This window comes from Micromonospora sp. ATCC 39149 (genome assembly GCF_000158815.1).
Taxonomy (GTDB): Bacteria; Actinomycetota; Actinomycetes; order Mycobacteriales; family Micromonosporaceae; genus Micromonospora.
In genome coordinates, this window is sequence record NZ_GG657738.1 from 4,715,494 (window position 1) to 4,734,195 (window position 18,702).

At 72.8% G+C, this 18,702-nt stretch carries 18 protein-coding genes; 14 read left to right on the top strand and 4 right to left on the bottom strand.

What is annotated here, in order from left to right; translation table 11 throughout:
* Nucleotides 1-30: 30 nt before the first annotated feature.
* Nucleotides 31-1,458: a hypothetical protein gene (locus tag MCAG_RS20520; RefSeq protein WP_232290236.1), complete on the top strand. Its 1,428-nt coding sequence runs from the start codon at nt 31-33 to the stop codon at nt 1,456-1,458.
* A gap of 120 nt (nt 1,459-1,578) precedes the next feature.
* Here the strand turns inward: MCAG_RS20520 and MCAG_RS20525 are convergent, their stop codons facing one another.
* A complete protein-coding gene (locus MCAG_RS20525; RefSeq protein WP_198141761.1) occupies nt 1,579-2,406 on the bottom strand; it encodes a DUF72 domain-containing protein in 828 nt (275 codons plus the stop codon).
* A 236-nt stretch (nt 2,407-2,642) separates the two neighbouring features.
* Between MCAG_RS20525 and MCAG_RS20530 the strand changes: the two genes are divergently transcribed.
* Complete coding sequence (locus MCAG_RS20530) at nt 2,643-3,374, top strand: Clp protease N-terminal domain-containing protein (protein ID WP_007074903.1); 732 nt, start codon at nt 2,643-2,645, stop codon at nt 3,372-3,374.
* A 53-nt stretch (nt 3,375-3,427) separates the two neighbouring features.
* On the opposite strand, the gene MCAG_RS20535 is transcribed toward MCAG_RS20530, so the two are convergent.
* Nucleotides 3,428-3,946, bottom strand: coding sequence for a hypothetical protein (locus MCAG_RS20535; protein ID WP_007074904.1), 519 nt, complete (start codon nt 3,944-3,946; stop codon nt 3,428-3,430).
* Nucleotides 3,947-4,133: 187 nt separating this feature from the next.
* Between MCAG_RS20535 and MCAG_RS20540 the strand changes: the two genes are divergently transcribed.
* Nucleotides 4,134-4,820, top strand: a complete 687-nt coding sequence (locus MCAG_RS20540) for an endonuclease V (RefSeq protein WP_007074905.1) — start codon at nt 4,134-4,136, stop codon at nt 4,818-4,820.
* Nucleotides 4,821-4,868: 48 nt separating this feature from the next.
* Here the strand turns inward: MCAG_RS20540 and MCAG_RS20545 are convergent, their stop codons facing one another.
* Entirely contained in the window at nt 4,869-5,378 is a 510-nt protein-coding gene (locus MCAG_RS20545; RefSeq protein ID WP_007074906.1) for an SRPBCC family protein, read from the bottom strand.
* Nucleotides 5,375-5,734 (bottom strand): metalloregulator ArsR/SmtB family transcription factor, encoded by a 360-nt coding sequence (locus MCAG_RS20550; protein ID WP_007074907.1) that lies wholly within the window; start codon nt 5,732-5,734, stop codon nt 5,375-5,377. The genes MCAG_RS20545 and MCAG_RS20550 overlap by 4 nt, the downstream gene beginning before the upstream one ends.
* A gap of 244 nt (nt 5,735-5,978) precedes the next feature.
* On the opposite strand from MCAG_RS20550, the gene MCAG_RS35945 reads away from it, so the two are divergent.
* The 11 genes from MCAG_RS35945 to mtrA all read left to right on the top strand — a co-directional run bounded on the left by MCAG_RS35945 (nt 5,979) and on the right by mtrA (nt 18,651).
* Nucleotides 5,979-7,148 carry a hypothetical protein gene (locus MCAG_RS35945; RefSeq protein ID WP_036377681.1) on the top strand — a complete coding sequence of 390 codons (1,170 nt, stop codon included), beginning with the start codon at nt 5,979-5,981 and terminating at the stop codon, nt 7,146-7,148.
* A gap of 68 nt (nt 7,149-7,216) precedes the next feature.
* Complete coding sequence (locus MCAG_RS20560; protein ID WP_007074909.1) at nt 7,217-8,602, top strand: phosphomannomutase/phosphoglucomutase; 1,386 nt, start codon at nt 7,217-7,219, stop codon at nt 8,600-8,602.
* Nucleotides 8,603-8,664: 62 nt separating this feature from the next.
* Nucleotides 8,665-8,850 (top strand): Trm112 family protein, encoded by a 186-nt coding sequence (locus MCAG_RS20565; protein ID WP_007074910.1) that lies wholly within the window; start codon nt 8,665-8,667, stop codon nt 8,848-8,850.
* Entirely contained in the window at nt 8,847-10,043 is a 1,197-nt protein-coding gene (locus MCAG_RS20570) for an SIS domain-containing protein (protein WP_007074911.1), read from the top strand. The genes MCAG_RS20565 and MCAG_RS20570 overlap by 4 nt, the downstream gene beginning before the upstream one ends.
* A gap of 146 nt (nt 10,044-10,189) precedes the next feature.
* Nucleotides 10,190-11,200: a cation diffusion facilitator family transporter gene (locus MCAG_RS20575; RefSeq protein WP_007074912.1), complete on the top strand. Its 1,011-nt coding sequence runs from the start codon at nt 10,190-10,192 to the stop codon at nt 11,198-11,200.
* 2 nt (nt 11,201-11,202) lie between these two features.
* Nucleotides 11,203-12,360 carry a mannose-6-phosphate isomerase, class I gene (gene manA, locus MCAG_RS20580; RefSeq protein WP_036374477.1) on the top strand — a complete coding sequence of 386 codons (1,158 nt, stop codon included), beginning with the start codon at nt 11,203-11,205 and terminating at the stop codon, nt 12,358-12,360.
* Nucleotides 12,361-12,787: 427 nt separating this feature from the next.
* Entirely contained in the window at nt 12,788-14,287 is a 1,500-nt protein-coding gene (gene ahcY / locus MCAG_RS20585; RefSeq protein WP_007074914.1) for an adenosylhomocysteinase, read from the top strand.
* Between the two features lie 195 nt (nt 14,288-14,482).
* On the top strand, nt 14,483-15,376 hold the full coding sequence (gene efeU / locus MCAG_RS20590; RefSeq protein ID WP_007074915.1) for an iron uptake transporter permease EfeU: 894 nt from the start codon (nt 14,483-14,485) through the stop codon (nt 15,374-15,376).
* 22 nt (nt 15,377-15,398) lie between these two features.
* Nucleotides 15,399-16,532: an iron uptake system protein EfeO gene (gene efeO / locus MCAG_RS20595; RefSeq protein WP_007074916.1), complete on the top strand. Its 1,134-nt coding sequence runs from the start codon at nt 15,399-15,401 to the stop codon at nt 16,530-16,532.
* A gap of 45 nt (nt 16,533-16,577) precedes the next feature.
* Complete coding sequence (gene efeB, locus MCAG_RS20600; protein ID WP_036374480.1) at nt 16,578-17,888, top strand: iron uptake transporter deferrochelatase/peroxidase subunit; 1,311 nt, start codon at nt 16,578-16,580, stop codon at nt 17,886-17,888.
* 73 nt (nt 17,889-17,961) lie between these two features.
* On the top strand, nt 17,962-18,651 hold the full coding sequence (gene mtrA / locus MCAG_RS20605; protein WP_007074918.1) for an MtrAB system response regulator MtrA: 690 nt from the start codon (nt 17,962-17,964) through the stop codon (nt 18,649-18,651).
* Nucleotides 18,652-18,702: the final 51 nt, after the last annotated feature.

An 18,702-nucleotide genomic window follows, 5' to 3' on the forward strand; every position in this document is an offset into this window, starting at 1 on the left:
AACAGTCAGATCGTGGTACAGAATCCGACCATGCCGACGAACGTGGGCGATCACCGTCATCCCCGGGTGTACGTCTACGACCTGTCCTCCAAAGTGCAGACGGAGAAGACGGACGTCATCGTGCACGCGTCGGCCGCCGACGCCTCTCGGCTGAAGAAGACGCTTGGGCTGCGGGCCGGCGGAACGCACCAGGGAGTCGTCCTGCTCGCCGGGCCGGCTCTCGGGCAGACGGTCAACATGTTCGCATTCGACACGGTCACCGGCGATTACCTCGGCTCGGCGAACTTCACCAAGTACGGCAATATCCGCCATTTCCTGGTGGCCGGCGACGTCCTCTATGCGGGCGTCGGGGTCGGTGCCAACGGCCGGGACGGCGGGTACATGCTGCGGTGGGCCGGGGACCGCACGAATCCGTTCAACTTCGTCGAGGTCGGCCAACTGCCGGCCCAGATCGCCGACCTGACGGAGCACGACGGTCGGGTCTTCGTCAGCACCTGGTCGGCGGCGAACGGCGGCTCCTCCGCCGGACGCTCGGCGGCCGGCGGAACCGGCGCGGGCTGGGGCCGTCCCCGTGTCACGCCGACCGACGAGGCCAACCCCGGCATCGCCGGCGTCTGGATGAGCCCGCCGCTGACCGACGGTGCGCCGGGTCTGACGGAGGAGGACACCGCGCTGTGGAAGCAGGTCTGGAGCGCGGCGTCCTACGAGCCGGATCCGGTCATCGCCGGCACGTACGGCCTTGGCGCGCTCGCCTCCTACCAGGGCTACCTCTACTGGGGGACGATGCACGTCCCGATGAAGTCGACGAGCGTGTTGGCCGACTTGTACCCGCCGGCCGACGAGACCGCGGCGCGGGCGATGCTGGAGAAGTCCCAGCGCGCCGTGAGCATCTTCCGGGGCAAGCGGTTCGACACCCCCCAGAAGCGGGTGGAACTGCTCTACGGGGAGGCGAGACTGCCGGCGTACGACCCGGCGGCGAACGACGGCGCGGGCGCCTGGAAGTGGACCTCCACCGGCTACCGTCCGCGCCACGGTCACATCGGGTTCGGCAACATCTACACCAACTACACCTGGACCATGGCCGTCGCCGGCGGGCGGTTGTTCGTCGGCACGATGGACTGGAGCTACCTCGCCAAGGACCTGCTGCCCGAGGCCGCGAGGCAGATGGGCTTCGCCAACGCGGCGCGGGGGCTGAGCGATGACCTGGACCCGATCGAGATCGACCCGGAGCTCTTCGGTGGCGATCTGTACATGTTCGAGTCGAACCTGCGGCCCGCCACCGCGGTTGACACGAAGGGGCTGGGCAACTACCTCAACTACGGCTTCCGGACCATGGTCGCGGACGGTTCGACCCTGTACCTCGGGATGGCCAATCCGATGAACCTGCGCACCGACCCGACCGACGACGTGCCGGAGGGCGGCTGGGAGCTGATCAAGCTGACGCCCGTCGGGGGCTGAGCGAACTCGTGGGGCTGCTCCGGCGGGTCGGGCAGCCCCACGAGTACCCTCGTCGTCTCCTCCTGGGCCGCCGCCGGCCAGCCGGTGCTCTTTCCGCCGCGGGTGCCCGAAGTGACGGTGTCAGAAGAGGGTCAGGGGCTCGACCGGCACCGGCTCCGGCAGCGGCTCGATCCCGGGCACGCGTGCCCGTACCTCGTCGTGGAAGCGGCGGGCGAGCGCGGGCGCGTCGGCGTTGTCCGGGGTGTGGACGAACATGGTGGGCGAGCGGCCCTCGCGCAGCCAGCCGGCGACGACGTCGACCCAGTGCCGCCAGCCCTCGACGGTCCGCGCGGGGTCGTCGCGGCCCAGGTACCGGACGATCGGCCGGTCGGTCAGCGCGCGGGTCCGCAGCGGCACGCGCGGCTTCCTGGTCCATGCCTCCCGTTCCGCGTCGCTGGTCGGCGGGCTGGCGAAGAACGCGGTGGTGTCGAACGGGATCCACTCGGCGGCGGCGACGGCGAGCGCCTTCTCCAGGAGCCGAGCCTCCCCGGCGTCGGCGAAGAACGCGGGGTGGCGGACCTCCACGGCGTACCGGTGGGAGGCGGGGAGCCGGCGCAGGAAGCGGGCCAGCGTGGGGACGTCGGCGGGGGCGAACGATCCCGGCAACTGGATCCAGAGGGCGTGGGCCCGGAGCCCGAGCGGCTCGATCGCGTCCAGGAAGGCCCCGAGCGCCCCGTCGACGTCGGCGAGGCGTCGTTCGTGCGTGATGAGCTTCGGCAGCTTGAGCACGAACCGGAAGTCGCGGCCCGTCTGCCGCGCCCACGACGCCACGGTGTCCCGGGTGGGGGTCGCGTAGAACGTCGTGTTCCCCTCGACCGCGTCGCACCAGCCCGCGTAGTGCCGCAGGCGCTCGTCGGCGGGCAGCGGGTGCGCGAGGAAGCGCCCCTGCCACGACCGGTGCGCCCACATCGCGCATCCCACATGCAGCCGCATGAACCGATCCTCCCGCCACCGACGAACCAACGGCGCACCGCCCCGGTCACGCTATCCGGGCGTGGCGGCCCGGGCTGACGCGCGGGGCGCGAGGTGTTCGCGGTTCCGGGAGGGGCGGCAACTGGCCCAGGCCGCGCTCGTGGTGGCGGGACGGAAACCCGATCGTCAACCAAGGGTTGACGATTGAATGCGCGTCAACCTATGGTTGACGCATGACGACACCTGTTCAGCTGCCCAGTTCGGTCCGGCTCGACGACCTCATCACGGCGATCAAGAAGGCCCGCCCCGACGCGCTCGATCAGCTCGCCGACGCGGTCGTCGTCGCCGACCACCTCGGCGACGTCGCCGACCACCTGATCGGCCACTTCGTCGACCAGGCCCGCCGCTCCGGCGCGTCCTGGACGGAAATCGGCCGCAGCATGGGGGTCAGCAAACAGGCCGCCCAGAAGCGCTCCGCCGCCAAGGCGGAGACCGCCGCCACGCTCGACCCGAGCGCCGGGTTCGGCCGGTTCACCCCCCGCGCCCGCACCGTGGTGCTGGCCTCGCAGGAGGAGGCGCGGGCGGCCGGCAATGCCGAGATCACCCCGGGGCACCTCGCGCTCGGGCTGCTCGCCGAACCGGAGGGGCTGGGGGCCGCGTCGATCGTGGCTCGGGGCATCCCCCTGGAGCGGGTGCGGGAGGCCGTCACCGGGACCCTGCCGGCGAAGGTCGACCAGGTTCCGGACCTGATTCCCTTCGACGCGCGAGCCAAGAAGGTCCTGGAGTTGACGTTCCGGGAGGCGTTGCGGATGGGGCACGACCACGTCGGTACGGAGCACATCCTGCTCGCCCTGCTCGAGGAGGAGGGCGGTGACGGCGTGCTCGGCGGGCTCGGCCTGGAGAAGGGTGCCGTGGAGTCCGCAGTGGAGGCTGCGCTGGCCGGGATCGTCCGGAACGGGGCCTGAGCCGCGCCGGGGCACGCGCCCCGGGGGTGCGTGCCCCGGCGTACGGGCGTCGATCAGTCGGCGGCGGGGAAGCCGTAGCGGGCCGCATGTTCCGGGTCGGTCGGGTCGACCTGCCGGATGCCGGCGTCGGCGAGCCGCTTGTTCACCTCGTCGAGCCGTTCGCGGACCAGCCGGGCCTCCTCCTCGGTGACCCGACCCCGGTGCGGCCTGCCGGCGTGCTCGATGGTGCCGTAGTCGACCTTCTCGGCGCCCCGGCGGGCCTTCGGCGGGCGGACCCGCTCGGCGGTCTTCAGCAACTGGGCCATCGGCACGTCGGTGGCCATCGCGTCGAACTCGCTGGCGGTCAGCACCACCCTGCGGGGCTCGCCGCTGCCGTGCCGGTCGTGGATCTCGACCACCGCGACGTCCAGCGCCGCGTCGTCGATGCTCTCCACCTCTGTCGCGGTGGCGTCCAGCTGCACGGGCCCGGCGACCAGATCGGGGTGCTCCAGCACCACGACGCGGACCACCTCGTCGTCCGGCCGCAGAACGGTGCCGCTGAAGTCGGAGACGTGGATCGTCTTCTTGCCCATGCGCGGAGCTTCTCCTGTCGATGACCGGTTGTCGGACCAGAAGAAATTACCCGACAGGTGTGCGAAAAGTCGGGCTGGACCGGGCGGGTGTGTCGCCGCCCTGGCGGCTGGCCGTCGCCGATGGCGGCCGACCGTCGTGCCCGGCGGGCGTGAGCCGGGCCGCCCAGGCGCTGCCTACGATCACGGGGTGAACCCCCCGGCCGACACCCCGCCGCCCCGGACCGAGAGCGAGGCGCTCGCCGTACAGGACCGGCTGCGACCGCTCGCGGACCTGACCGGGCCGGGACCCGCCGAGCCCGCGACGGTGGCCGGCCTCGACGTCGCGTACGCCGAGAGCGGTGACCGGCTCGCAGCGGCCGTCACGGTGCTGGAAGCCCGGACGCTGGCCGTGGTGGACCAGGCGGTCAGCGTGGGCCGGCCCGCGTTCCCCTACGTTCCCGGGCTGTTCGCCTTCCGGGAACTGCCCGCCCTGCTGGCGGCGCTGGACCGGCTGACCGTCCGCCCGGAGCTGCTGGTCTGCGACGGGCACGGGCTGGCCCATCCGCGCCGGTTCGGGCTCGCCTGCCACCTGGGCGTGGTGACCGGCCTGCCGGCGATCGGGGTCGGCAAGACACCGCTGGTCGGCCGGTGGGAGCCGCCGGCCGTGGCGCGTGGCGCCTGGTCCCCGCTGCACGACGGCGGGGAGGTGGTGGGCCGGGTGCTGCGGACCCGGGACGGGGTGAAACCGGTCTTCGTCAGCGTCGGTCACCGGATGGGGCTGGAGAACGCGTCCGACCGGGTGCTCGCGCTGACCCCGCGCCACCGGCTGCCGGAGACCACCCGCACCGCCGACCGGCTCTGCCGCGATGCGCTCGCGGGCCGGGTGGGCAGGTGAGCCAACAATGGCGCCGCATGGGTCGACGCGGCGCCGGGGCCCGCAAGATCACACCGGGTCCGTTCGGGTACGCAGCGCCTCGAAGTAGGGCTTCATCGCCGGGTAGTAGTCGTCGAAGCTCGGCGTGGGCAGGCCGTTCCGTGCCGCCGCCAGCATGTCCAGGTAGTACTCCCAACCCGGCCCCAGTTCGCCGACCCCGTCGGCGGTGTCGAGGTGGTGCACGAGCCGGAGCTCGGTCCGACCGTCGGTGTGCGACAGCAACAGCTCGATCCGCCAGTCGCCGGACTCGTCGGTCGCCGACACAGCCAGCCGTCGGGGTGGGTCGCACGCATCGATCCGCATGTCGAACCACGGTGCCTGGTCCTCGTGGGCCATCTGCACCTTGATCACGCGGCCGGGGGCTGCGTCGCCTTCCCATGGCCCGAACCATCGGGCGGTGCGGTCGGATTCGGTCACGCTGGCCCACACGTCCTCGACAGGTGCCCGGAACGTGCGGCTGACGACGAGATCGTTGCCGTCGGGGGTCGGAAAGAGCCGGCCGGTGGGTGGTCTCGTCATGCTGTCTTCTCCTGTCGGTGATCCGTCCTGCCCCGCTGGCGGCGCTCGCGACGGGTGCGATGGACCTCGGTTTCGAGTGCGTCGAGACGACGCTCCCAGCTGGTGGCAGTGAACTGGTCGAGCCACTCGATCAGCCCGGCGAACCGCGACGCGTCGAGCTCGTAGAGGCGGCGGCGGCCGACGAGCGTGTCGCGCACCAGCCCGCTCTCCCGGAGCACCCGCAGGTGCCGGCTGACGGCGGGCCGGCTGATTGCGAACCGCTCGGCGATCTGCCCCGCGGCGAGCCGCTTGTCGCGCAGCATCACCAGGATGTCGCGCCGCACCGGGTCGGCGATCGCCGCTGCCACGTCGTCCACCGGATAAGCGTAACCACCATGTTACGCGTCCGGCAAGACGAGAATCGCCGCCCTCCGGCGGCGCAGACGGCTCGGCTGGGCGGCCGGAGGGCGGCTCGGCTAGGTCGCGGAGCTGGGCTCGGTGAGAAGGGGGACCCTCTCTACCGCAGGCGTTGACAAGGGCCCTTTTTCCGCGGCCGAGCCGGGTCCGGGGGCCGGTAGTAACCTGACCCGCGGACCCGGCAGGGAGAGACGGCAGGTGATCATGGCGCTACGTCGGCACGCGACACGGCTCGCGGCGGTCTGCGTGATGCTGGGCGGCCTGGTGGCCGCCGGGGCGTCGCCGGCCCTGGCCGAGGGCGATTCGGTGCGGGTGGGCTCCACCGACAGCTTCCGGCCGGGCGGCTCACCGGGGGCGGTCAACGTCGAGGTGCGCAAGCGCACCGGGGGCTGCGTGGTGCTGCGCACCGGGCTGGGCCTGAGCCTCGCCGGCCTCGCCGCCAGCCAGGTCACCGTGCAGGTGAACCTGGGGGGCCACTGGTCGCCGGTGCCGGTCTCCGGCGGCGGGGGAGCGGTAGCCACGGGCCGGGCCGCCCCGACGGACCCGACCCTGTGCAAGGGCAAGAGCGTCACGATGCGCTACCGGCTGACCTTCGCGGCGGGGACCCCGGGCGGCCGGTTGACGGTGGTCGGCGAGGCGGTCGACGGGCGCGGCCGGGCCATCGGCCGGGACGCCGTCGCGGCCCGGGTGGTCGGGGCGCCGAGCCCGAGCCCGTCGCCCAGCCCGACCCGCAGCCCGTCGCCGTCGCCGTCGCCGAGTCCGAGCGCGAGCCCGACGGCCGAGCCCACGACCGACGCGACGACCGCCGAGGAACCGACCCTGGCCGCCGTCGCCGGCCCCGCCGGCGGGGCCGGCACCGTGGACGCGGCCGAGGAGGGCTCTGGCGGGCTGTCCTGGATCATGCTCTTCGGTGTCGGCCTGGTCGTGGTGGGCGTCGGCCTGATCGTGCTGCTGGTGCGCCGGTCGCGGGCCGACCGCGAGCCGGCCGACGACCTGGTTGTTTCTTCCACCGTCCCGCTGCCGCGCAACCCCGGCGGCACCACGTACCGGTCCGGGACCCCCGCCCCGTCCCAGGCGGCCGGCGGCGCGCCAATCCAGGCGCCGCCCACCCCCGGGGTGTACGGCCGACCGTCCGGGCCTCCGTCCGGGGCGGTGTACGGCTCCCACCCCGACGCGCCGGCCACCCACGGCGGCGGTGCGACGTACCCGGCCGGTGGCGGCGCGCCGGGCCAGGGCGGCGGACCGGCCGTCCCGGGGCCGGCGCCGATCTCGGGCGCGGGCGGGCATCCCGGACCACCCGCCGGCCCGGGTGAGCCGCCCGCGCCCGCCGGCGGGGGTGACGCGACGACGATCGTGCCGCGCCTGCCCGGCTGAGGCCGGCCACGTCCCGCCGCTCCGATACGCTCAGGGCGTTGACGACCTGCGGCCAAGGAGCGAAGCGCGTGTCTGATCTGTCCCGGATCGTGAAGGCGTACGACGTCCGTGGGACGGTGCCGGACCAGTGGGACGAACGGGTCGCCGAGGCCCTGGGCGTCGCCTTCGGTCAGGTGCTCGACGCCGCCGGTGAGCCCGGCGACGCGGTCGTGATAGCGCACGACATGCGGGCCAGCGGGCCGGGCCTGGCGGAGGCGTTCGCCGCCGGTGCGCAGGCCGAGGGCCGCTCGGTGATCGAGCTGGGGCTCGCCTCCACCGACATGCTCTACTACGCCTCCGGCACCCTCGGGCTGCCCGGGGCGATGTTCACCGCCAGCCACAACCCGGCGCAGTACAACGGCATCAAGATGTGCCGGTCCGGCGCCCGCCCGATCGGCCAGGACAGCGGCCTGGCCGAGATCCGGGACCGGGCGCAGGCGCTGCTCGACTCCGGTGCCGCCCGCCCGGCCGGCGCGCCGACGCGGCCGACCGAGCGGCGCGACCTGCGCCCGGAGTACGCCGCCCACCTGCGCAAGCTGGTCGACCTGTCCGGCATCCGGCCGCTGAAGGTCGTGGTCGACGCCGGGAACGGGATGGGCGGCTGGACGGTGCCCAGCGTGCTCGGCGACGCCGTGCTGCCCGCGCTGCCGCTGGAGATCGTGCCGCTGTACTTCGAACTCGACGGCACCTTCCCCAACCACGAGGCCAACCCCCTGGACCCGGCGAACCTGGTCGACCTCCAGCGGGCCGTCCGCGAGCACGGTGCCGACCTGGGGCTGGCGTTCGACGGCGACGCCGACCGCTGCTTCGTGGTCGACGAGCGCGGCGAGCCGGTCTCCCCTTCGGCGATCACCGCCCTGGTGGCGGTCCGCGAGCTGGCCAAGCACCCCGGCTCCACCGTGATCCACAACCCGATCACCTCCCGTGCGGTGCCGGAGATCATCCGCGAGCACGGCGGCGAGCCGGTGGTCACCCGGGTCGGCCACTCCTTCATCAAGGCCGAGATGGCCCGCACCAACGCGGTCTTCGGCGGCGAGCACTCCGCCCACTACTACTTCCGGGACTTCTGGTTCGCCGACACCGGCATGCTGGCCGCCATGCACGCCCTCGCGGCGCTCGGCGGGCAGGGGCTGCCGCTGTCCGAGCTGGCCCGCGAGTACGAGCGCTACGTCGCCTCGGGCGAGATCAACTCCACGGTGGCCGACCAGGCGGCGAGCATCGCGCAGGTGCGGGCCGCGTATCCGCAGGCGGCGGTCGACGAGTTGGACGGGCTGACCCTGAGCTTTCCCGACGGCGCCTGGTTCAACCTGCGTGCCAGCAACACGGAGCCGCTGCTGCGGCTCAACGTCGAGGCGCCGACCGAGGAGCGGATGATCTCCCTCCGCGACGAGGTGCTCGACCGGGTTCGCCGATAAGATCCCCTGCGCCGGCCGGCACCGCCGTCCGCCGCCTACGCACCCGTGGAAGGAGCCGCACCATGGCCCTGGACCCGCAGTTGCTCGAGATCCTCGCCTGTCCGGACACACATCACGCCCCGCTCGACTACGACGCCGGCGCGCAGACGCTGACCTGCACCGAGTGCGGGCGGATCTTCGAGGTGCGCGACGACGTGCCGGTGCTGCTGCTCGACGAGGCGCGCGGCGGACCCGCGCAGCGATCGTGATGGAGGGGACGGCCGGGGTCAGCGGGCACCGGCACGCCGACGAGTCCCTGCTCGACGACCCGGACGCCCTCGCCGCGCACGACCCGGGCGGCATGCTGCGGTTCATGGCCTCGGCCGGGGCACAGGTGCGGGAGTCCGCCGCCCTGGCGGCCGAGGCCAATCTGACCGTGCTCGCCGACGAGGGCCGCCCTCGGGCAGTCGTCATCGCTGGCATCGGCACCGCCGGGCGTACCGGGGACGTGCTTGCCACGGTCGCCGGGCCGCGCTGCCCGGTCCCGGTCATCCCGCACCGCAGCGCCGGTGTGCCCGGCTGGGTGGGCGCGGCCGACGTGGTGATCGCGGTCAGCGCCTCCGGCCGCAGCCCCGAGGCGCTCGGCGCGGCCGAGGCCGCCCACCGTCGGGGGGCCCGGCTGGTCGCCGTCGGCGCGCCCGACTCGCAGTTGCAGTCGGTGGCCGAGCGGGCCCGGGCGCCGTTCATCCCGGTGCCCCGTCGCGCCCCGGCCCGGGCCAGCCTATGGGCGCTCACCGTGCCGGTTCTGCTCGCCGCCCGTACGCTCGGGCTCGTGAAGGTCAACGAGGCGGATCTCGCGGAGACGGCGGCGCGGCTCGACGTGGACGCCGACCGCTGCCGTCCCACGGCCGAGTCGTTCGTCAACCCGGCGAAGTCGCTGGCCCTGGGGCTGGCCGGCTCGGTGCCGATCGTCTGGGGTTCGTCGCCGCTGGCCACCGTCGCGGCCCGCCGCTTCGGCGACACGCTGTCGGCAAACGCCCGCTACCCCGTGGTCAGCGGGGCGCTCGGCGAGGCCGGCCGGGGTCGTGTCGGCCTGCTCGACGGCGTGTTCGGTGGGCTGGCCGAGGGGGAGCGGGACATCTTCGCCGACCCGGGCGAGCCCAACGAGGACGGCACCCGCCTGCGGCTGGTGCTGCTGCGTGACGGCGGGCTCAACGCCGAGGACGACACCGACGAGCCGCTGGCGGTCGAGGAGCGCCGGGCCGATGCCGTGCAGACCCTCGCCGAGCGGCGCGGGGTCCGCTGCGACGTGGTGACCGCCGAGGGGGGGTCCGCGCTGGAGCGGCTAGCCTCGCTGGTGGCTGTGCCGGACTTCGCCTCCGTCTATCTCGCCCTGGCGCACGGGCTGGACCCGATGGCGGTTCCGGCCATCACCGAGATGAAGGAGCTGGCGAACCAGTGAGCACGTGTGGCACCGGACAGGGAACGGCGTGAGCGCGAGGAGTGAGCTGGGGTTGCGAGCCCCGCAGTCGCGATCTGAGGTGGCGGCGTGAGCGCGAGGAGTGAGCTGGGGTTGCGAGCCCCGCAGTCGCGATCTGAGGCAGGGCGATGAGCGCCAACGGTGGTACGAAGGCGATCGTCGCGGCCCTGCTGGCCAACGTCGGCATCGCGGTCACGAAGTTCATCGCGTTCCTGTTGACGGGCTCCTCGTCGATGCTCGCCGAGTCGATCCACTCGGTGGCCGACTCCGGCAACCAGGGCCTGCTGCTGCTCGGCGGGCGGCGCGCCAGGCGCGAGGCCACCCCGCAGCACCCCTTCGGGTACGGCCGGGAGCGCTACGTCTACGCGTTCATCGTGGCCATTGTGCTGTTCAGCGTCGGCGGCCTGTTCGCGCTCTACGAGGCGTGGCACAAGGCTGCCGATCCGCACCCGATCGAGAGCTGGCACTGGGTGCCGGTCGTCGTGCTGGTGGCGGCGATCGCGATGGAGAGCTTCTCGTTCCGCACCGCGATCGTGGAGTCCAACCTCGTCCGGGGCAACCAGTCCTGGCTGCGGTTCATCCGCCGGGCCAAGGCTCCCGAGCTGCCGGTGGTGCTGCTGGAGGACCTCGGCGCGCTGGTCGGTCTGGTCCTCGCCCTCTTCGGCGTCGGGATGACGCTGATCACCGGCAACGGCATGTGGGACGCGGCCGGCACGGCGATGATCGGGGTCCTGCTGGTGGCCATCGCGATCATTCTGGCGATCGAGACCAAGAGCCTGTTGCTCGGTGAGGGTGCCGAGGCGACCGACGTGGCGACCATCGAGCGGGCCGTCACCGACGGCCCGGAGGTGGAGCGGATCATCCATATGAAGACGCTCTACCTGGGCCCGGAGGAGCTGCTGGTGGCCGCGAAGATCGCGGTGCGGGCGTGCGAGAGCGCCGAGGAACTGGCCCGGGGGATCGACGCCGTCGAGGCACGGATCCGCGCGGCCGTCCCGGTCGCCCGGGTGATCTACCTGGAGCCGGACATCTGGTCCGACGCGGCGGAGCGGGCCGGCATCGGGACCGCCGGGCACACCGCCGTCGTCCACCCGGAGGCGGCGGTGACCAGCGCGGACGAGTCGCACGCCGGAAACTGACCGTGGAGCCGCTGCACGGCCCGATCCGGGACTACGCCTGGGGCTCCCGCTCGGCGATCGCCGGGTTGCAGGGGCGGCCGGTGCCCAGCGCGGGCCCGGAGGCCGAGCTGTGGCTGGGCGCCCACCCGGGTGCCCCGGCGACCGTGCGGCGTGACGGCGAGCCGGTGAGCCTGCTCGACGTGCTGGCCGCCGAGCCGGGGCGTTGGCTTGGCGAGCGGTCGGTGCGCCGGTTCGGCCCCCGGCTGCCGTTCCTGCTGAAGGTGCTCGCCGCCGACGCTCCGCTGAGTTTGCAGGCGCATCCTGACGCGGAGCAGGCCCTCGCCGGGTACGCCGCCGACGCGGCGCGCCCGGCGGGGGAGCGCAACTACGCCGACCCGTACCACAAGCCGGAGCTGCTGGTCGCGCTCACGCCGTTCGCGGCGCTGTGCGGCTTCCGCGACCCGGCGACGTCGGCGCGGGCGCTGGCCGCCTTCGGTGTGCCGGTGTTGGAGCCGGTGGTGGCGGCGCTGCACGAGGGAACGGCGGGGCTGCGGGAGGCCGTCCGGCTGCTGCTGAGCTGGCCGGCGGCCCAGCGGGCGGGGCTGGTGGGGGCCGTGTTGGCGGCGGAGGCCGCCGGGCCGGACGCGGCGCTGGCGCGGGCGCTGGCCGCGCACTATCCCGGCGATCCGGGAGTGCTGGTGGCGTTGCTGCTGCACCACGTCCGGCTTGCGCCGGGGGAGGCGATCTGGATGCCGGCCGGCAATCTGCACGCCTACCTGCGCGGCACCGGCGTGGAGATCATGGCGGCCAGCGACAACGTGCTGCGCGGCGGCCTGACCCCGAAGCGGGTGGACGTCGACGAGTTGCTGCGGGTGCTGCGCTTCGAGGTGCTGGGCGACCCGGTGGTGACGCCCAAGCGGGTGTCGCCGGGGGTGGTGCGCTGGCCGGTGCCGGTGGACGATTTCGCGCTGCACCGGGCGGTCCTCGCCGGGACGCCGGTGCGGCTCGCGGTGCCGGGGCCCCGGGTGGTGCTCTGCCGCGCCGGGAAATTCTCGGCCGACGACGGGACGGGCGCGGTCACTCTCGCCCCTGGGCAGGCGGCGATCGGCCCCGCCGACGCCGGGCCGCTCGTTCTCGACGGCGAGGGCGAGGCGTACGTGGCCACCAGCGGGCTGCGCTGAGCGGATCCGGTCGGAAGGCCGCCGTGGCGGCGTCCCGGTGCTCCGGCTTCCCATGCCGCGAGCTGAGCCGATCATCGGCGATTCATCGAGAATCGTTAATTCTTTGTGAGGTTTCCGGACTCGGCGAATGGTGTCGGGACGGTGGACCCGGCGCGCGGAGGTGGGCGGCTGGAGGTTCGGCCTGCCGGCGCAAATCGGGAATTTCCGGAATGGCTTGACCCTGCGCTGGCTGAGTGTAACTCTGTAAGTGCGCAGCGTCACCGCGACGAAGGTTCGGCGGCGCGCGGGGAACCAAACCGGGGGGATGCACGGGGCGGCCGGGCCGTGGGCGGACAGTCCGCCCACGACCGACCGCCCCGTGCGCTGTCCGTCTCTGCGCGTAAGGTGGGGGGTCGCGCAGCACTTCGTTCGTTCGACAGGAGCTTCCATGACCAGCACCCTCCCGGCGGCCCCCAGTGGCACGCCGTCCGAGGTCCGGCCGAGCACCCTCGCCGAAGGCGACTACAAGGTGGCGGATCTGTCGCTCGCCGAGTTCGGGCGCAAGGAGATCCAGCTCGCCGAGCACGAGATGCCCGGTCTGATGGCGATCCGCCGCGAGTTCGCGCAGGCGCAGCCCCTCGCCGGAGCGCGGGTCACCGGCTCGCTGCACATGACGATCCAGACCGCCGTGCTGATCGAAACCCTGGTCGCGCTCGGCGCGCAGGTCCGCTGGGCCTCGTGCAACATCTTCTCCACCCAGGACCACGCCGCCGCCGCGGTCGTCGTCGGCCCGGACGGCACCCCCGACGCGCCGGCCGGCGTCCCGGTCTACGCCTGGAAGGGCGAGAGCCTCCAGGAGTACTGGTGGTGCACCGAGCGGGTGCTGGACTGGCCCGACGGCCAGGGCCCCAACATGATCCTCGACGACGGCGGCGACGCCACCCTGCTCGTCCACAAGGGCGTCGAGTTCGAGAAGTCCGGCGTCGTGCCGCCGGTCGAGTCGGCCGACTCCGAGGAGTACGCGGTCATCCTGGAGGTGCTGCACCGCTCCCTCGCCTCCGACGGCCAGCGCTGGACCCGGATCGCCGCCGGCATCAAGGGCGTGACCGAGGAGACCACCACCGGCGTGCACCGGCTCTACGAGATGCACCGCGCCGGCACGCTGCTCTTCCCGGCCATCAACGTCAACGACTCGGTGACCAAGAGCAAGTTCGACAACAAGTACGGCTGCCGCCACTCGCTGATCGACGGCATCAACCGAGCCACCGACGTGCTGATCGGCGGCAAGATGGCCGTCGTGCTCGGCTACGGCGACGTGGGCAAGGGCTGCGCCGAGTCGCTGCGCGGCCAGGGCGCCCGGGTCGTGGTGACCGAGGTCGACCCGATCTGCGCCCTCCAGGCCGCGATGGACGGCTACCAGGTCTCCACCCTGGACGACGTGGTCGAGCAGGCCGACATCTTCATCACCGCCACCGGCTGCTTCGACGTCATCACCAACGAGCACATGGCCCGGATGAAGCACCAGGCCATCGTGGGCAACATCGGTCACTTCGACAACGAGATCGACATGGCCGGCCTGGCCAAGCGCTCCGACGTCGAGCGGGTCAACATCAAGCCGCAGGTCGACCTGTGGCGCTTCGCCGACGGGCACGCGATCATCGTGCTCTCCGAGGGTCGTCTGCTGAACCTCGGCAACGCCACCGGCCACCCGAGCTTCGTGATGTCGAACTCGTTCGCCAACCAGACGATCGCCCAGATCGAGCTGTTCACCAAGACCGACGAGTACCCGATCGGCGTCTACGTGCTGCCCAAGCACCTCGACGAGAAGGTGGCCCGGCTGCACCTGGACGCGCTCGGCGCGAAGCTGAGCACCCTGACCGAGGAGCAGGCCGCCTACCTGGGGATCCCCCAGGAGGGCCCGTTCAAGCCGGAGCACTACCGGTACTGAGCCGGCACGAAAGGGACCGGGTCGGCCGCGTGGCGGCGGGCCCGGTCCCTTTGCGTACGCCGGTGGCGAGCCGGTCGGGTGGCCCGGATCGGCCGGGCGAGGTGGCGAAGAACAACTTGACGGGGCCCGGGGGGCGGGAGGAAGGTATGGCTGCCCTAAGTTAACCGAGGCAATCCGATCGACTACGGAGCATGGATGTTCGCCACCTACCTGATCGGCCTGCGGGAGGGCCTGGAAGCGACCCTCGTTGTCAGCATTCTGGTCGCCTTCCTGGTGAAGTCGCAGCGCCGGGACCGGCTGCCGCAGGTGTGGGGCGGCGTCGGGCTCGCGGTGGCGCTGTCGGTGCTCGTCGGGTGGCTGATCGAGTACACCTCGACCTCGCTGCTGGCCCGCTCCGAGGACCGGGAACTGTTCGAGGCGGTCACCTCCGTGGCGGCCGTCGCCTTCGTCACCTGGATGATCTTCTGGATGCGCCGGGCGGCCCGGACAATCGCCGGTGAGCTGCGCGGCCGGCTCACCGAGGCGCTCGCGGTCGGCTCCCTCGCGGTAGCCGGGATGGCCTTCCTCGCGGTGATCCGGGAGGGGCTGGAGACTGCCCTCATCTTCTACTCCGCCGCCCAGGGCGCGGCCGGCGACAGCGGGCCGCTGCTGGCCCTGCTCGCCGGCATCGCCAGCGCCGTGGCGATCGGCGTGGGCCTCTACTTCAGCGCCCTGAGGATCAACCTGTCGACGTTCTTCACCTGGACCGGCGCCCTGCTGATCCTGGTCGCCGCCGGCATTCTCAAGTACGGCGTGCACGACTTCCAGGAGGCCGGCGTCCTGCCCGGCCTGAACAACCTGGCCTTCGACATCAGCGCGACCCTCGACCCGAGCACCTGGTACGCCGCCCTGCTCGCCGGGATGTTCAACGTCACCCCCGCCCCGAGCGTGCTGGAGATGGTCGCCTGGGTCGCGTACGCGGTGCCGGTGCTGGTGCTGTTCCTGCGCCGTCCCGCGCCCCGTGCCGGGGCGAGCGCGCCCACCCCGCCGGCGGGTGTCGCCGGCATCACCGAATCCACCGGTCCGGCGCCCACGTCGCCGCGCGCCTGACCATCTCGAGGAGAAAAGCCCGATGCGTACCAGCCGCTTCCTGGTGCTCGCCGCCGCCGGCGTGCTTGCCACCACCGGCCTCGCCGCCTGCGGCGGGGCGGACAAGGACGCCGACCAGGCCGACAGCGGCCCGATCGCCGTCAAGGCGACCGACACCGCCTGCGAGGTCGGCCGGACGGAACTGGCCGCCGGCCAGACCGTCTTCGAGGTGACGAACTCCGGCGCCAAGGTGACCGAGTTCTACGTCTACGCCGCCGGGGACCGGGTGATGGGCGAGGTCGAGAACATCGCCCCCGGCCTCAAGCGCGAGTTGCGCGTGGAGCTGCCCGCCGGAACGTATGAGACGGCCTGCAAGCCCGGGATGAGCGGCAAGGGCATCCGGGGGGCCCTGAAGGTCAGCGGCACCCCCGCGACCGTAGCCCCCGACGCCGCGCTGGCCGAGGCCACCGCGAGCTACCAGCGGTACGTCACCAGCCAGACCGCCGCGCTGCTGACGAAGACCGAGGAGTTCGTCGCCGCCGTCAAGGCCGGGGACGTGGCGAAGGCCAAGGCGTTGTACCCGGTGGCCCGCACCTACTGGGAGCGGATCGAGCCGGTCGCGGAGAGCTTCGGCGACCTCGACCCGAAGATCGACGGCCGCGAGGAGGTCGTCGAGGAGGGCATGGAGTTCACCGGCTTCCACCGGATCGAGAAGGACCTCTGGACCACCGGCGACATCAGCGCCGACGGGCCGATCGCCGACCAGCTGCTCACCGACGTCAAGGCGATCGTCGCCAAGGCCAACGCCGAGAAGCTCACCCCGCTCCAACTCGCCAACGGCGCGAAGGCGCTGCTCGACGAGGTCGCCAGCGGCAAGATCACCGGCGAGGAGGAGCGGTACTCGCACACCGACCTGTGGGACTTCAACGCCAACCTGGAGGGCTCGAAGGCCGCGATCGCGGCGCTGCGCCCGGCCCTGGAGCAGCGCGCTCCCGAACTGGTCGCCCAGCTCGACTCCGAGTTCACCAACGTCGAAACGGTGCTCGACAAGCACCGTGACGGCGACGGCTGGAAGCTGCACACCGCGCTGAGCAAGGCCGAGCTGAAGGAGCTGTCGGACGGCATCAACGCGCTGGCCGAGCCGGTCAGCAAGGTCGCCGCGGTCGTCGCCCGGTGACCTGCGGTCCTGGTGAGCACACCGACGAGCAGAGAGGCTGGCGGCATGAGCGAGCGCGGTGAGCGAATCATCGGGCGCGGCGCGAGCGGGCTGTCCCGGCGGCGGGCGATCACGCTTGCCGGCGCGGGGGTCGCTGGGGTGGCGGGCGTCGCCGCCGGGGCCGGCGTGCTGGCCCGCGGCAGGGCGGAACACGCCTCGGCGAATCAGGGCGCGGCGGCCGGTGCGGTGCCGTTCCACGGCGAGCACCAGGCCGGCATCACCACCCCGGCCCAGGACCGGCTGCACTTCGTCGCCTTCGACGTGATCACCAAGGACCGGGCCCGCCTGGTCGAGCTGCTCGGCGATTGGACGGCCGCCGCCGCCCGGATGACCGCCGGTAAGGACGCCGGGGTGACCGGCGCGGTCGGCGGCGTGCCGGAGGCCCCGCCGGACGACACCGGCGAGGCCCTCGGGTTGCCCCCGTCCCAGCTCACCCTCACCATCGGCTTCGGGCCGGCGCTGTTCCGCGACGCCCAGGGCCGGGACCGGTTCGGCATCGCCGACCGCCGCCCGGCCGCGCTGGCCGACCTGCCGCACTTCGCCGGGGACGCGCTGCGGCCGGAGATCTCCGGCGGTGACCTCTGCGTCCAGGCCTGCGCCAACGACCCCCAGGTGGCGGTGCACGCCATCCGCAACCTGGCCCGCATCGGCATGGGCGTGGTCAGCGTCCGCTGGTCGCAGCTCGGTTTCGGCCGTACCTCGTCGACCTCGACTGGGCAGGCCACCCCGCGCAACCTGTTCGGCTTCAAGGACGGCACGGCCAACCTCAAGGCCGAGGACGACGGGCTGCTGCGCGAACACCTCTGGGTCCAGCCCGGCGACGGCCCGGACTGGATGACCGGCGGGTCGTACCTGGTCACCCGGAAGATCCGGATGCTCGTCGAGACCTGGGACCGCAGCTCGCTGGTCGAGCAGGAGCAGATCGTCGGCCGGGCCAAGGGCAGCGGCGCGCCGCTGGGCCGGGCCGACGAGTTCGACGAGCCCGACTTCGCCGCGAAGGGCGACGACGGCCAACCGGTGATCGCCGAGAGTGCGCACGTGCGGCTGGCCCATCCGGACGCCAACGACGGCGCGCGGCTGCTGCGCCGGGGATACAACTTTGTGGACGGCTCCGACGGGCTGGGCCGGCTCGACGCCGGGCTGTTCTTCATCGCCTACCAGCGGGACCCGCGCAAGCAGTTCGTGCCCATCCAGACCCGGCTGGCCCGCAACGACGCGATGAACGAGTACCTGCGGCACGTCTCCAGCGCCGTCTTCGCCTGCCCGCCGGGGGTGCGCGACGGCGGCGACCACTGGGGCCGGGCGCTGTTCGGCTGAGCTGGCGACCCGCCGGCGGCCCGCGGACGATGCCGATCCCACCGACTCGGGGGAGGATGGAAGTATAGATCCCATGAGAGCCCGGGTACTGGTGGTCGACGACGACCCCGCGCTCGCCGAGATGCTCGGCATCGTCCTGCGCAGCGAGGGCTTTCTGCCCTCGTTCGTCGCCGACGGGGAACGGGCCCTGGCCGCGTTCCGGGAGAATCGGCCCGACATAGTCCTGCTCGACCTGATGCTGCCCGGGATGAGCGGTATCGACGTGGCCCGGGCGATCCGGGGCGAGTCCGGCGTGCCGATCGTGATGCTCACGGCGAAGAGCGACACCGTGGACGTGGTACTCGGTCTGGAGTCCGGCGCGGACGACTACGTGGTCAAGCCGTTCAAGCCCAAGGAACTGGTGGCCCGGATGCGGGCCCGGTTGCGCCGGGGCGAGGACGTGGCCCCGGAGCTGCTGACCGTCGGCCCGCCCGGCAACCAGATCAGCATCGACGTGCCCGCGCACACCGTGAGCCGCAACGGCGAGGAGGTGAAGCTGACGCCGCTGGAGTTCGACCTGCTGGTCGCGCTCGCCCGCAAGCCGCGCCAGGTCTTCACCCGCGAGGTGCTGCTGGAGCAGGTCTGGGGGTACCGGCACGCCGCGGACACCCGCCTGGTCAACGTGCACGTGCAGCGGCTGCGGGCCAAGATCGAGCCGGACCCGGAGCGTCCCGAGATCATCCTGACGGTGCGGGGCGTGGGCTACAAGGCGGGCACGGGGTAGCCTTGGCCGCACTGTGACCACCTCCCCGCCCTCCGATTCCGCACCCACGGT